13 protein-coding genes are annotated in these 13,716 nt (G+C 71.1%); 4 read left to right on the top strand and 9 right to left on the bottom strand.

All coding sequences use genetic code 11. The annotated features are described in order from the left end of the window. The first annotated feature begins 294 nt into the window (after nt 1–294). Both AOK09_RS38870 and AOK09_RS06730 read left to right on the top strand, forming a co-directional pair. Nucleotides 295–1,197 carry a LolA-like protein gene (locus tag AOK09_RS38870; RefSeq protein ID WP_055586192.1) on the top strand — a complete coding sequence of 301 codons (903 nt, stop codon included), beginning with the start codon at nt 295–297 and terminating at the stop codon, nt 1,195–1,197. Between the two features lie 217 nt (nt 1,198–1,414). Beyond that, on the top strand, nt 1,415–1,651 hold the full coding sequence (locus AOK09_RS06730; RefSeq protein ID WP_157875814.1) for a hypothetical protein: 237 nt from the start codon (nt 1,415–1,417) through the stop codon (nt 1,649–1,651). An 18-nt stretch (nt 1,652–1,669) separates the two neighbouring features. On the opposite strand, the gene AOK09_RS06725 is transcribed toward AOK09_RS06730, so the two are convergent. Next, nucleotides 1,670–1,993 carry a metal-sensitive transcriptional regulator gene (locus AOK09_RS06725; protein WP_055586190.1) on the bottom strand — a complete coding sequence of 108 codons (324 nt, stop codon included), beginning with the start codon at nt 1,991–1,993 and terminating at the stop codon, nt 1,670–1,672. 232 nt (nt 1,994–2,225) lie between these two features. Here AOK09_RS06725 and AOK09_RS06720 point away from each other — a divergent pair, with 232 nt between their 5' ends. Together AOK09_RS06720 and AOK09_RS06715 are read left to right on the top strand one after the other, a co-directional pair. Continuing rightward, nucleotides 2,226–2,846 (top strand): DUF47 domain-containing protein, encoded by a 621-nt coding sequence (locus tag AOK09_RS06720; RefSeq protein WP_055586189.1) that lies wholly within the window; start codon nt 2,226–2,228, stop codon nt 2,844–2,846. A gap of 5 nt (nt 2,847–2,851) precedes the next feature. Further along, complete coding sequence (locus tag AOK09_RS06715; protein WP_055586188.1) at nt 2,852–3,856, top strand: inorganic phosphate transporter; 1,005 nt, start codon at nt 2,852–2,854, stop codon at nt 3,854–3,856. A gap of 100 nt (nt 3,857–3,956) precedes the next feature. Here the strand turns inward: AOK09_RS06715 and pstB are convergent, their stop codons facing one another. The 8 genes from pstB to mshD all read right to left on the bottom strand — a co-directional run bounded on the left by pstB (nt 3,957) and on the right by mshD (nt 13,584). Further along, nucleotides 3,957–4,733 carry a phosphate ABC transporter ATP-binding protein PstB gene (gene pstB / locus AOK09_RS06710; RefSeq protein WP_055586187.1) on the bottom strand — a complete coding sequence of 259 codons (777 nt, stop codon included), beginning with the start codon at nt 4,731–4,733 and terminating at the stop codon, nt 3,957–3,959. Between the two features lie 34 nt (nt 4,734–4,767). Next, nucleotides 4,768–5,838: a phosphate ABC transporter permease PstA gene (gene pstA / locus AOK09_RS06705; RefSeq protein ID WP_055586186.1), complete on the bottom strand. Its 1,071-nt coding sequence runs from the start codon at nt 5,836–5,838 to the stop codon at nt 4,768–4,770. After that, nucleotides 5,835–6,917 carry a phosphate ABC transporter permease subunit PstC gene (gene pstC, locus AOK09_RS06700; protein ID WP_079062810.1) on the bottom strand — a complete coding sequence of 361 codons (1,083 nt, stop codon included), beginning with the start codon at nt 6,915–6,917 and terminating at the stop codon, nt 5,835–5,837. Before pstC ends, pstA begins: the two co-directional genes overlap by 4 nt. Nucleotides 6,918–7,082: 165 nt before the next feature. Continuing rightward, nucleotides 7,083–8,234: a phosphate ABC transporter substrate-binding protein PstS gene (pstS, locus tag AOK09_RS06695; RefSeq protein ID WP_055586185.1), complete on the bottom strand. Its 1,152-nt coding sequence runs from the start codon at nt 8,232–8,234 to the stop codon at nt 7,083–7,085. A 206-nt stretch (nt 8,235–8,440) separates the two neighbouring features. After that, the gene (locus tag AOK09_RS06690) at nt 8,441–8,917 is read right to left on the bottom strand and encodes an NUDIX hydrolase (protein WP_055586184.1); all 477 of its coding nucleotides are present in this window, start codon (nt 8,915–8,917) and stop codon (nt 8,441–8,443) included. A gap of 44 nt (nt 8,918–8,961) precedes the next feature. Next, nucleotides 8,962–10,065, bottom strand: coding sequence for a CHAD domain-containing protein (locus AOK09_RS06685; protein ID WP_055586183.1), 1,104 nt, complete (start codon nt 10,063–10,065; stop codon nt 8,962–8,964). A gap of 52 nt (nt 10,066–10,117) precedes the next feature. Then, a complete protein-coding gene (locus tag AOK09_RS06680) occupies nt 10,118–12,331 on the bottom strand; it encodes an RNA degradosome polyphosphate kinase (RefSeq protein WP_055586198.1) in 2,214 nt (737 codons plus the stop codon). Between the two features lie 278 nt (nt 12,332–12,609). Continuing rightward, nucleotides 12,610–13,584, bottom strand: a complete 975-nt coding sequence (mshD, locus tag AOK09_RS06675) for a mycothiol synthase (protein ID WP_245687155.1) — start codon at nt 13,582–13,584, stop codon at nt 12,610–12,612. Nucleotides 13,585–13,716: the final 132 nt, after the last annotated feature.

Genomic DNA, 13,716 nt, shown 5'->3' with positions numbered 1-13,716 from the left:
GACGGGGGGTGGACCCTCCGGGGGAGAGGGACGCGGTCGGGACAGCCGGTGGCGCCCTGTCCGGCCTGCGGCCGGGGGCGCATCTCGCTGGGCACGTGCATCACGGTAACGCGCGCACCGGGCGGTGCGCCCCTCGAGCCGTAACCCCGGGCCGGCCGTCTCGTTATCCGGAAGGGGAATCCCCCGTGCGCGCGGGTGGGCCCCGGCACGGGGAGCGGCACACAACGCAGCACGGTCACGGGCAGAGGCCCGCGTGACCGGCCGGACACCAGGACCCTAGGGGGCTCAGAGCTGATGAAGCGTCGGGATTGCGGCAACACCGTCCGGACCACCCTCCGGACGCGCCGCTCGATCGGTTCCGCCGGAGCGGCGGCCGTCCTGCTCGCCGCGCTGGCCGGTACGGCCGGCTGCACCGGCGTGGGCGGCGCGGACGCGCAGTCGACGCGGTCCGCCTCCATGGACCGCCTGGCGGCGGACCCGCTCACCGCGGTCCGCAGCGCCGCCGACATCACCGGCCACTCCGGCTCGGCCCGCACCGCCACCCATGTGGTCACCAAATCCCCCGGGAAGAAGGCCGAGTTCCACGGCACCGGGGTCTACGACTACGCCAAGCGCATCGGCACCGTGTCGGTGCTGCTCCCGCCCGGCGCGGCGACCAAGGGCAGGATGACGGAGGTGGTCCTGCCCGGCGTGGTCTACCTGCAGAACAGCGGCGCCAGGGTGCCTGCGGGCAAATGGGTGAAGCTGCAGGTCAAGCAGCTTCCGGACGGCAACCTGGTGAGCAGCGGCACCACCGACCCGGCCACCGCGGCCGGTGCGCTGCGCGGTGCCCGGTCGGCCCGGCTGGTGGGTACGGAAACGGTCGGCGGGGTGGTCCTCAAGCACTACCGCGGCACTCTGGATCTGGCCAAGGCCGCGGACGCCACCGGCGGTCCGGCGGCCGACGGGCTGCGGATGGCCGCGGGGACCTTCACCGTCAAGAAGGTGCCCTTCGACGTCTGGCTGGACGGGCAGGGGCGGCTGCACAAGGTCGTGGAGGTCTTCACCTTCTCCTCGGTGCCGGGTTCGACGGCCAAGAAGGACCGCGTGGTGGTGACGTCCACCACATCGCTCTCGGACTTCGGCGGCGCGGTGCAGGCGGCCGAGCCCCCCGCCCGCGATGTCGTCGTGATGAAGGCGGACGGCGCCTCCGGGTGAGCGCGGACGCCCCGTGCCGCCAGCGGACGGCGGACCGGGGCGTCGTCCGTGCTGCGGACCGTGTGGGACACAGGGGGCGTACGGGGTGGTGCGGACCCTTCGGGTGGGGCGCAAATGGCCCGTCCGTGCCATGTGGAGCGGGCGCCGGCTGCCTACCCTGGAATGAAGGGGGTGGGCCGTCCTCCGCTCGGTGTGCGGCGGCTCCTGCACCACCGGTATGGCAAGGGCATGTGGGCTCGACGACGAGGAGGTGGTGTGCGTGGCGGCTCCGCGCGGAGCGGGTGTCCACGACCACGTGGCCCTCGACGAGATCGAGATGTGCGGCGACCTGATGATCGCTGCCTCGTCCAGCGGGGAGGACCGGCTCACGCCGGCCCGGATCGACGAGGTGCTCAAGGTCGGCCGGGCTGGTGAGGGCGATGCGCCCCGGGTGCCGCTGCCGCGCAATTCCTAGCGCGGGCGGCGGCGCCGGTCAGGTGCGCAGCAGCCGTGCGATGGCGGCGGTGGCCTCGGCCACCTTGGCGTCCGCTTCGGGGCCGCCCTGTTCCACGGCGGCGGCCACGCAGTGCTTGAGGTGCTCCTCCAGCAGGTTCAGCGCGAAGGCCTGCAGCGCCTTGGTGGAGGCCGAGACCTGGGTCAGGATGTCGATGCAGTAGACGTCCTCCTCGACCATCCGCTGCAGTCCCCGGACCTGGCCCTCGATCCGGCGCAGCCGCTTCTGGTGCTCGTCCTTCTGTTTGCTGTAGCCGTGCACGCCCGGTGTGGCCGGATCGGGCAGTTCCTCCAAAGCGGTCATGCCCTCCAGGGTAGGGGGGCGCGGTCCCGGTCAGCAGGTCACGCGACGGTATCCACTGGTGCACGGGGGCAGCGTTCGGGCTGGTGGTCCGGCACACTGAGGGCGCGCATCACCGGGGGACGGCGGGGCAGGCGCCCAGGTGCGTCCGATGGGCCCGCCACCCCGGTTTGCGTGTTTCGAGCCAACAGCGCCTAGCATCGACAAGTCCGCACCCTGCACACCGGAGATTTCTGTGCGCTTTCGTCTGGCCCCAAGGGAGACGAGCTTCTACGACATGTTCGCCGCCGCGGCGGAGAACCTCGTCACCGGCTCCAAGCTCCTGCTCGAACTGCTCGGCTCCGACGTCGCAGCCCGCTCAGAGATCGCCGAGCGCATGCGCGCCGCCGAGCACGCGGGTGACGACAGTACCCACGCCATCTTCCACCAGCTGAACTCCTCGTTCATCACGCCCTTCGACCGGGAGGACATCTACTCCCTGGCGTCCTCGCTGGACGACATCATGGACTTCATGGAGGAGGCCGTCGACCTGGTCGTCCTCTATGACGTCCAGCAGCTTCCGCAGGGGATCGAGCAGCAGATCGAGGTCCTCGCCCGGGCCGCCGAGCTCACCGCCGAGGCGATGCCCAACCTGCGCACCATGTCGAACCTGACCGAGTACTGGATCGAGATCAACCGGCTGGAGAACCAGGCCGACCAGATCCACCGCAAGCTGCTCGCCCATCTCTTCAGCGGCCAGTACGAGGCCATCGAGGTGCTGAAGCTGAAGCAGATCGTGGATGTCCTTGAGGAGGCGGCCGACGCCTTCGAGCACGTGGCGAACACGGTCGAGACCATCGCCGTCAAGGAGTCCTGAACCAGGTGGACACCGCCGCACTCGTCGTCGTCGTCGGCGTCGCCTTCTTCTTCACGTACACGAACGGCTTCCACGACTCCGCCAACGCCATCGCCACCTCGGTCTCCACCAGGGCGCTCACCCCCAGGGCCGCCCTGGCCATGGCAGCGGTGATGAACCTGGCCGGAGCCTTCCTGGGGACCGGCGTGGCCCACACCGTCTCCAAGGGGATCATCGAGACCCCGACCGGCAGCCAGGGGATGACCATCCTCTTCGCCTCCCTGGTCGGAGCCATCGCCTGGAACCTCGCCACCTGGTACTTCGGTCTGCCGTCGTCCTCCTCGCATGCGCTCTTCGGCGGCATGGTGGGGGCGGCGCTGGCCGGGGGGACGGATGTGATCTGGAGCGGGGTGGTGCAGAAGATCATCATTCCGATGTTCCTCTCCCCCGTGGTGGGTCTGATCTGCGGTTATCTGATGATGCTGCTGATCCTCTGGCTGTTCCGCCGGGTGAACCCGCACAAGGCCAAGCGTGGTTTCCGGATCGCCCAGACCGGTTCGGCGGCGGCCATGGCGCTGGGCCACGGTCTGCAGGACGCCCAGAAGACCATGGGTGTGGTGGTGCTGGCGCTGACCATCTCGGGGGCGCAGGAGGGCAACGGCATCCCGGTCTGGGTCAAGATCTCCTGCGCGCTGATGCTGTCGCTGGGCACCTACGCGGGCGGCTGGCGGATCATGCGCACCCTGGGTCGCAAGATCATCGAGCTGGATCCGCCGCAGGGCTTCGCCGCGGAGACCACCGCGGCCGGCATCCTCTACACCACGGCCTATGTCTTCATGGCGCCGATCTCCACCACCCATGTGATCACCTCGGCGATCATGGGCGTGGGGGCCACCAAACGGGTCCGGGCGGTGCGCTGGGGTGTGGCGCAGAACATCGTGATGGGCTGGTTCATCACCATGCCCGCAGCGGCGGTCGTGGCGGCCGTCGTCTACTGGATCGCCCACGGTTTCGTGCTGGCCGTCAACTGACGTCCGCGGACGAAAAGGGCCCGCCCCCCGAGAGGGGGCGGGCCCTTCTGCATGTCCCGCGGCGGCACCGCCATGCAGCACCGCGGGACAGTCCGGGGGCTCAGCCGAAGCGGCCCGAGATGTAGTCCTCGGTGGCCTGGACGGAGGGGTTGGAGAAGATCCGCTGGGTGTCGTCGATCTCCACCAGCCGGCCGGGCTGGCCGACGCCGGCCAGGTTGAAGAAGGCGGTGCGGTCGCTGACCCGGGCGGCCTGCTGCATGTTGTGGGTCACGATCACGATGGTGAACTGGGACTTCAGCTCACCGATCAGGTCCTCGACGGCGAGGGTGGAGATCGGGTCCAGTGCGGAGCAGGGCTCGTCCATCAGCAGCACCTGGGGCTCGACCGCGATGGCGCGGGCGATGCAGAGCCGCTGCTGCTGGCCGCCGGAGAGGCCGGCGCCGGGCTTGTTCAGCCGGTCCTTGACCTCGTTCCAGAGGTTGGCGCCCTTGAGGGACTTCTCCACCACGGCGTCCAGCAGGGACTTCTTGCGTACCCCGGCGAGCCGCAGGCCGGCCACCACGTTGTCGTAGATGGACATGGTGGGGAACGGGTTGGGCCGCTGGAAGACCATGCCGACGGTGCGGCGTACGGCGACCGGGTCGACGCCCGCGCCGTAGAGGTTCTCGTCGTCCAGCATCACCTTGCCCTCGACGCGGGCGCCGGGGATCACCTCGTGCATCCGGTTGAGGGTGCGCAGGAAGGTGGACTTGCCGCAGCCGGAGGGGCCGATGAAGGCCGTCACCGAGCGGGGCTCGATGGTCATCGAGATGTCCTCGATGCCCTTGAAGGATCCGTAGTAGGCCGACAGTCCGCTGACGTCGATGCGCTTGGCCATGATGTTTCTTCTCTCGTTCCGTCGTCAGGGGGTGTCAGTGGCCGGCCTTGGGCGAACGCCAGCGCGCGATGCCCCGCGCGATGAGGTTCAGGCCCATCACAATGGCGATCAGTACCAGCGCCGCGCCCCAGGCGCGGGCGTAGGTCTGGTCGTTGCCCAGCGAGTACTGGTGCCAGATGTAGAGCGGCAGTGACTCCTGTGCGTCCTGGAACGGGTTGGTGTTGATGACGTCCGTGGTGAAGCAGAGCAGCAGCACGGGGGCGGTCTCACCGGTGATGCGGGCGATGGCCAGCATGATGCCGGTGGTGATGCCGCCGATGGCGGTGGGGATGACGATCCGCACGATGGTTTTCCACTTGGGGACGCCCAGCGCGTAGGAGGCCTCGCGCAGCTCGTTGGGGACGAGCTTGAGCATCTCCTCCGTGGAGCGGACGACCACCGGCATCATCAGGATGGAGAGCGCCATGCTGCCGGCGAAGCCGGAGAAGCTGAAGCCCAGGATGATGATCCAGAAGGAGAGGACGAAGAGTCCGGCCACGATCGAGGGGACGCCGGTCATCACGTCCACGAAGAAGGTGACGGTGCGGGCGAGCCTGCCCCTGCCGTACTCCACCAGGTAGACGGCGGTCAGCAGGCCGATCGGTGCGGCGATCAGGGTGGCCAGGCCGACCTGCTCCAGGGTGCCCATGATGGCGTGGTAGATGCCGCCGCCGGGCTCGGAGCTGATCACGCCGTTCATGGAGTGGGTGAGGAAGGTGCCGCTGATGACGCCGGCGCCCTTCTGGATGGTGTAGACGGTCAGCGAGACCAGCGGGATCACCGCGAGGATGAAGCAGACCCAGACCAGGCTGGTGGCCAGCCGGTCCTTGGCCTGCCGGGGCCCCTCGACCCGGGCGGCCACGGCGTAGTTGCCCGCCACGAAGAGCAGCGCGGCGATCAGGCCCCACTGGATGTGGCTGGAGAGGCCGGCGCCGGCGCCGATGGCGCAGCCGACCGCGATGGCGGCGACGGCGGTGGCGGCGGGCGCCCACGTGGGCAGCCGGCCGCTGGTGAGGGTCCGGCCGGCCAGCGGGGAGGTGGCGCGGTGGTTGGCTTGCGCGCTCATGCGTTGGCCCCCGAGAACTCCTTGCGGCGGGCGATGATCATCCGCGCCCCCGCGTTGACCAGCAGGGTGATCACGAACAGCATCAGGCCCGAGGCGATCAGGGCACTGCGGCCGTTGTCGAAGGCCTCGCCGAACTTGGCGGCGATGTTCTGGGCGAAGGTGCCGCCGCCCGGGTCCATGATGTGCAGATTGAGCTTGTCCGAGGGGGAGAGCACGGTGGCGACCGCCATGGTCTCGCCGAGGGCGCGGCCCAGGCCCAGCATGGAGGCGCTGATCACGCCGGGGCGGCCGAAGGGCAGCACGGCGGTGCGGATCATCTCCCAGCGGGTGGCGCCGAGGGCCAGTGCGGCCTCCTCGTGCATCCGCGGAACCTGCCGGAAGACCTCGCGGCTGACCGCGGTGATGATCGGCAGGATCATGATGGCGAGCAGCACCCCGACGGTGAACAGGTTGCGCGGCGCGCTGCCGGCGACGCTGTCGCTCTGGCCGAAGACGTACGTCCAGCCGAGGTAGTCGTTCATCCAGGAGGTCAGGCCGTTCATGTGCGGCACCAGGAAGAGGGCGCCCCAGAGGCCGTAGACGATGCTGGGCACCGCGGCGAGCAGGTCGACCAGGTAGGCGATCGGCTGGGCCAGGCGGCGCGGTGCGTAGTGCGAGATGAACAGGGCGATGCCCATGGCGACCGGTACGGCGACGGCCATGGCGATGACCGAGCTGACCACGGTGCCGAAGAGTAGGACGGCGATGCCGAAGACCGGCGGTGTGGCGTCGGCGTTCCACTCGAAGGTGGTGAAGAAGTTGCCGTGGTTGGAGCCGATCGACTTGCTGGCCTGCCAGCCGAGGAAGATCGCGATCGCGGCCATGATGCAGAGCAGCAGGATGCCCGAGCCCCGGGAGGCGGCGAGGAAGAGAGTGTCCCCGATGCGGTTCCCGGCCTTGGGCGGGGAGCTGACCCCGCTCTGTCCGGTGGCCTGCGCAAGGGCGGAGGGCAGCTGCGCGGGGAGGTCGACGGTGTCGTGCGGCGGGTGGTTGCGGCCGTCGTCCCGGTCCTGGGGGACGGTCGGCGAGGGTGTGTCCATGGTCGTCTCCGGTCTGAAGGCGCCTGCCCCTGTGGTGGGCGGCGCCTGGCGGCGGTGCACCGGACTGTCGGTTGCGTCGGCGGGAGGAGGGAGGCGGGTGCGTGTGGCCGGCCCCACCCCCTCCTCCGGGGCCGGCCACACGTGTCACATGGGGGACCCGATGGATCAGGCGAGGGTCGGGATGATCGCCTTCACCTTGGTGGCGACCTCGGCCGGCAGCGGGACGTAGCCCTTGTCGGCGATGGCCTGCTGGGCCGCGTCGCTGATGGTGTAGTTCAGGAAGGCCTTGACGCCGGGGAGGGTGTCGGCCTTGTTGCCCTTGTCGCAGACGATCTCGTAGGTCACCAGGACGATCGGGTAGGCGCCGTCGGCCTTGGTGGCGTAGTCGAGGGAGAGGGCCAGGTCGTTGCCGGTGCCGACGACCTTGGCGAGGCCGATGGTCTTGGCAGCGGCCTCGGCGGTCGCGTCCACGGGCTGCGCGGCACCGGTGGCGATCTTGGCGGTCTTCAGGCTGTTGGTCTGCGCGTAGGAGAGCTCGACATAGGTGATCGAGTTCTTCTGCTGCTTGACCTGGCCCGCGAGGCCGGCGCTGCCGGTCGCGGCCTGGCCGCCCTTGCCGGCCCACTTCTTGTCGGGCTCGTAGGGCCACGCGTCCTTGCCGCCGGCGGCCGCGAAGTAGGCGGTGACGTTCTTGGTGGTGCCGGAGTCGTCAGCGCGGTGGAAGGCCTGGATGTTGGCGTCCGGCAGCTTGGCGCCCGGGTTGAGCTTGGCGATGGCCGGGTCGTTCCACTTGGTGATCTTGCTGTCGAAGATCTTGGCCAGCGTGGGGCCGTCCAGCACCAGGTTGTCGACGCCGTCGACGTTGTAGGCGATCGCGACCGCGCCGCCGACCATCGGGAGGTCGATGCCCTGGCCGCCGGTGCAGACCGTCTTGGAGGCGGTGACCTCCTCGGGCTTCAGGGCGGCGTCGGAGCCGGCGAAGGCGACCTTGCCCTGGTTGAAGTTGGCGACGCCGGCGCCGGAGCCGTTGCCGTTGTAGTTGATCACGGTGCCGGAGCACTGGGCCTGGAAGGCGGCCTTCCAGACCTCGATCGCGTTGGCCTGGGCGGTGGAGCCCGCACCGAGCAGCTGGCCGCCCTTGCCGCAGTCGGCGGCGGCGCTGGTGCTGCCGCCGGCCGAGGAGGAGACGCTGGGAGCGGCCGAGCTGGAGGTCTTGTTGTTGTCGTCAGAGCCGCACGCTGCGAGCGACAGCGAGCTGACGACCGCCAGGGCGCCGATTGCGAGGGCCTTGGAGCGGCCGTTCCGCTGGAGCTTCACTGTGTGTCCCTTTCTGGCAGCCCCGACTGTCCTGACCTGGGGCTTCTCGGTGTCGTGACGACCGTGACGGGCGTCGATGAAGATGACGTTAGGCCGGAGAGGTGAAGCGTCAGGCGGGCGTGAATGAACGGAGGGTGAACCTCGGAGGGACGCAAGGAGACCGCGGTCGGTAGTAACGGTTTCCTCACGGACGGGACACGGTGGGATCAAGAAAATGTCGGTACCATGTCATGTTCGCCATGCCGCAGCGCCTCCAGCAGGGCGTCCACCAGCAGCCGGTCGAGGTCCCGTGTCAGCCGGGCCCGGGCGGCCGCGGCGGGCAGCCACTCCATACGGTCCACCTCGCGGTTGGCGGTGAAGCGGCCGCCCACCGGCACCGCCGCCCAGTAGCGGACCTGCTTGGGCCGGCCCTGCGCGGAGTAGTGCAGGGTGGGCAACGCGGCGCCCAGCACACAGCTGAACCCGGTCTCCTCGCGCACCTCGCGCAGGGCGCCCGCCATGGCGTCCTCGCCCGGCTTCAGCTTGCCCTTGGGCATCGACCAGTCGTCGTACTTGGGCCGGTGGATCAGCGCCAGCAGCGGCTCGAACCAGCAGAACCGCAGCTCGGCGGGGTGCCGCGCAGCGCCGCCGGACACCCCGGGCAGCCAGAGCACGGCCCCCGCCGCCAGTACGGTGGTCCGCATCCGGGCCTCCTTTCCGCGCCTGCCCGGCGACCTGCTGCCAGCAGTCAGCGGACCGGCCAGTCGGGCCAGTCGGAGCCGCGCAGCTCCGGCCACTGGCAGCCGAAGGAGTAGCGGGCGGCCTCCACCTCCAGCCGCTGGTCCGCATGGACCACACCCAGCACATAGGCCGTCGCCGGGGTGATCCGCGGGGTCCGGGCCGCCGCGGCGGCGGTGGAGGCCGCGTCCGCCGCCTCCTGGTGGCGGTCCAGTACCCGGCTCAGCGACTCCAGCCGGGCCGCCGTCCCCGACGCCTGCCCGCCCAGCAGCGGCCGGCACACCTCGAGGGCATAACGGGCCCGCTTGACCAGAATCCGTACCCGCAGCCACGGCGCGTCATCGGTGCCCAGGGCGGCGTCGGCGTCCGGCAGCGGCGCCCCGGTGCGCAGCCGGTGCCGCGCGTCCCCGTTGTAGGCGGCGCCCGCCCGCAGCAGCGGCAGCTCCTCCGCCGCGTGGGCCAGGGCGCCCAGCGCGGCGGCGGCCTGCGGCAGCAGCACCTCTCTCGCCGGGGCACTGGAGGACGCGGCCAGCGGCACCTCGCCGGTGAGCAGGGTCATCCGGTCGGCCAGCGCATGCAGCCGGGCCGAGCGCAGCTCCTGCAGCGACGAGGTGTGGATCCGGGCGCGGGCCACCGACAGCTGCCGCTCCAGCAGCGCCCGCGCCTTGGCGGCGCCCGGGTGGCCGGCCAGCATCCCGGTGGCCGACGGTTCCCCGCCGCGCTGCGCCGGCAGCCGGTCCGGGGCGGCCGCCCTGGTGAGCGAGTCCAGGGTGGTCAGCAGCCGGGCGAGGCGCCGGTTGTGGGACGGCTCCTGGGCCAGCATGTCGAGCAGCCAGCGCAGTTCGTCGCGGAGATCCTGTGCCCAGCCCGGCTCCATGGCTCCGGCGAAGGTGTGCAGGGCCCCGCCGACCCGCCGTACGGCGCGCAGCAGCTCCTCGCCCTGCTCGTCGGATCTGCCGCCGGGTTCGCCGCGCAGCGTGGGCAGGGCGCGCAGGAAGGCTGTCGCCTGGGCGGTGAGATGGGCGGTGAGCACCTCCCCGGCAGTCGGGTCCCCGGCGGTGGCAACCGTCGGGGGAGCCGTGGACTGCGAGGCAGGCGAGAGCGCGTCGGTCATCTGGAAGAGGTCCCCGTTCCCCCGTAAGCGGTGGGCGGCGGCCGCGTACGGCCTAGCGGTTGGCCGACCCGCGCCGGCGCCTGCGCGACTCGATGAGGAGTTCCTGGACGTGCCGCAGCCGCCGCCCGTCCCCGTCGTGCCAGTGGCGGGTCCAGGTGCCGTCCGGGCCCAGGTGCCAGGAGGCCGTCTCGTCGGACATGCCCAGTTCCACCAGGCCGGCAAGTTCGGCGCGCTGGGCCGGGTCGGCCACCCGTACCAGCGCCTCGATGCGGCGGTCGAGGTTGCGGTGCATCATGTCGGCGCTGCCGATCCACACCTCGGGATCGCCTCCGTTGCCGAAGACGAAGATCCGTGAGTGCTCCAGGAAGCGCCCCAGTACGCTGCGCACCCGGATGTTCTCCGACAGCCCGGCCACGCCGGGCCGCACCGCGCAGATGCCGCGCACCCACACATCCACCGGGACCCCCGCCTGGGAGGCCCGGTAGAGGGCGTCCACCAGGGTCTCGTCGACGATCGAGTTGACCTTGATCTGCACCCGGGCGGGGCGGCCCGCCCGGTGGTGGGCGATCTCCTCGTGGATCCGGGAGACCAGGCCGTCACGCAGTCCGCGCGGCGCCACCAGCAGCCGCCGGTAGGACTCGCGGCGCGAGTACCCGGACAGCCGGTTGAACAGGTCCGAGAGGTCCGCGCCCACCTGGGGGTCCGAGGTCAGCAGCCCCAGGTCCTCGTAGAGGCGGGCCGTCTTGGGGTGGTAGTTGCCGGTGCCGACGTGCGAGTAGCGGCGCAGCGACTCCCCCTCCTGGCGGACCACCAGGGAGAGCTTGCAGTGCGTCTTCAGCCCGATCAGGCCGTACACCACATGGCAGCCGGCCTCCTCCAGCTTGCGGGCCCACTTGATGTTGGCCTGCTCGTCGAATCGGGCCTTGATCTCCACCAGCACCAGCACCTGCTTGCCGGACTCCGCGGCGTCGATCAGGGCGTCCACGATCGGGGAGTCGCCGCTGGTGCGGTAGAGCGTCTGCTTGATGGCCAGCACGTCCGGGTCGGCCGCGGCCTGCTCCAGGAAGGCCTGCACCGAGGTGGAGAAGGAGTCGTACGGATGGTGCAGCAGCACGTCCCGCTCGCGCATCGCGGCGAAGATGTCCGGTGCGGAGGCCGACTCCACGTCGGTGAGGCCGCGCGCGGTGCCCGCCACGAACTTGGGGTAGCGCAGCTCGGGCCGGTCCTGCTCGGCCAGCCCGAAGAGGCCGGTGAGGTCCAGCGGGCCGGGCAGCGGGTAGACCTCGGCCTCGCTGATGTTGAGCTCGCGGACCAGCAGGTCCAGCACGTAGGGGTCGATGGACTCCTCGACCTCCAGGCGCACCGGCGGCCCGAAGCGCCGCCGCATCAGCTCCTTCTCCAGCGCCTTGAGGATGTTCTCGGCGTCGTCCTCCTCGACCTCGAGGTCCTCGTTGCGGGTCACCCGGAAGGCGTGGTGCGCCAGCACCTCCATGCCCGGGAAGAGCTCCTCCAGGTGCGCCCCCATCACGTCCTCCAGCGGGACGTAGCGCTGCGGGGACGCCTCCAGGAAGCGGTTCAGCGACTGGGGGACCTTCACCCGGGCGAAGTGCTTGTGGCCCGACAGCGGGTTGCGGACCACCACCGCCAGGTTGAGGGAGAGTCCCGATATGTACGGGAACGGGTGTGCCGGGTCCACCGCCAGCGGGGTCAGCACGGGGTAGATCCGCTGCCGGAAGAGGGTGTGCAGCCGGGACTGCTCCTTGTCCGTGAGGTCGTCCCAGCGCACCAGCTCGATGCCCTCGGCGGCCAGCTCCGGCAGCACGTCCTGCTGGAAGTCTGCGGCCTGACGGGCCATCAGCTCCCGGGAGCGGGTCCAGATCTGCTCCAGCACCTCGCGCGGCTGCAGGCCGGAGGCGGAGCGGGTGGCGACCCCGGTGGCGATCCGGCGCTTGAGCCCGGCCACCCGCACCATGAAGAACTCGTCCATGTTGCTGGCGAAGATCGCCAGGAACTTGGCCCGCTCCAGCAGCGGGGTCTCCGGGTCCTCGGCGAGCTCCAGCACCCGCTCGTTGAACGCCAGCCAGCTGCGCTCCCGGTCCAGGAAGCGGCCCTGCGGCAGCTCCTCCTCGAACTCCGGGAAGACCTCGGCCGGGTGCTCGTCCGCCACCAGGGCGTTACCGGACACCAGCGGGATGCCGAGCGTCGCGGTCGCCCCGCCCGCAGGCGGCTGCTCCACGGCGCGAACGGGACGAGGGGTGCTGCCCATGGTCTCCAGCTCCTCCTGCACGGTGATGTCCGGCACGGCCGGCTCCTCATCCGTCGCATACCCCGCCGGGCGCCCGGCGACGGCGACGGCGGCGATGGGAACCGCAGTCGACGGCGAGGCCGGGCGCAGATGGCGGCTGCGACGCGGAGACGGCACTGCTGACTTCATTCCGCGATCTTGGCAACAGCGGTTGAATCCACGGTAAACACCGCGTGGCGGGCAGGAAAGCTGAGTCGGTCGCGCCGTCTTCGCCGCCGCCACCAGCAGTGATCCTTCGGTCACGCACTCCTGGTGCGGTACATCAGATCCACCTCGTGGACGGTGAAGCCCATCCGCTCGTACACCCGCAGCGCGGCCGGGTTGTCGGCGTCCACATACAGGATCGCCGTCCGCAGCCCCCGGTCGGCGGCCAGATGCCGCAACCCCACCGCGGTCAGCGCCCGGCCCAGGCCGCCGCCCTGCTCGGCCGGGTCCACCCCCAGCACGTACACCTCGCCGACCTGGTCCTGGCCGGGCGTACGAGGATGCACCTTGGTCCAGTGGAAGCCCACCGGGGCCTCCCCGGCGGGGGTCTCCCGCACCGCCAGGAAGAACCCGTTCGGGTCGAACCACGGCTCGCCGATCCGCTCCGCCAGGTCGCGCTCCGTCCAGGCGCCCTGCTCCGGGTGGTGGGCGAAGGCGGTGGCGTTCAGCGTCAGCCACGCCCCCTCGTCGTCGCCGACCCGGAAGGCGCGCACCGCCACCCCGTCCGGCAGGGACGGCTGCGGCAGCTCGGCGTCCAGCTCCTCCGGGGTGGCCGGCAGCGGCCGGCGCAGCTGCCGCAGCTCCCGGAAGAGCTCCAGACCCAGCACCTCGGCGAGCCGGCGGGCCGCCGGGTGGCCGCCGTGCGCCCAGGCCCGCAGCGACCCGCCGGCCTCCTTCAGCGCGGCCTCGGCCAGCAGCCGGCCGTGCCCGCGCCCGCGGTGCGCCGGGTCCACCACCAGCTCCGCGGTGGGGGCCTCGCCCGCGGCCGAGCCGTCCAGCTGGGCATAGCCGACGAGGGTGCCGTAACCGTCGTGCTGGAGCAGGTGCCGCACCCCGGCCCGCTCGGCCCTCAGATGCAGCCGGCCCTGCTCGGAGACGGCGGCCCGGCCGTCCTCCCGGGCGGCGGTCTCCAGCAGCGCGGCGATCAGCCGGGCGTCCTCCGGTACGGGTACGGAGACGGTCTCGATGCGGTCCTCGGCGGGGCTGGTCCCCGCGGCAGCAGCGTCCATGGTCATGACCTTACGGCTGTCCCGCGGCGGCGCCGCTGAACCGGCCGCGGAGTCCCCGCGTAGAGGACGGCAGCGCCCGACGGACCGCCTCTCGCGACGGGCCATTGCCTACACACCCCCGACGGAGGGCAG

The sequence above is a fragment of the Peterkaempfera griseoplana genome, from assembly GCF_001418575.1.
Classification (GTDB): domain Bacteria; phylum Actinomycetota; class Actinomycetes; order Streptomycetales; family Streptomycetaceae; genus Peterkaempfera; species Peterkaempfera griseoplana.
Note: the sequence above shows the minus strand (reverse complement) of the source record. Positions and strands in the feature narration are given on the sequence as shown.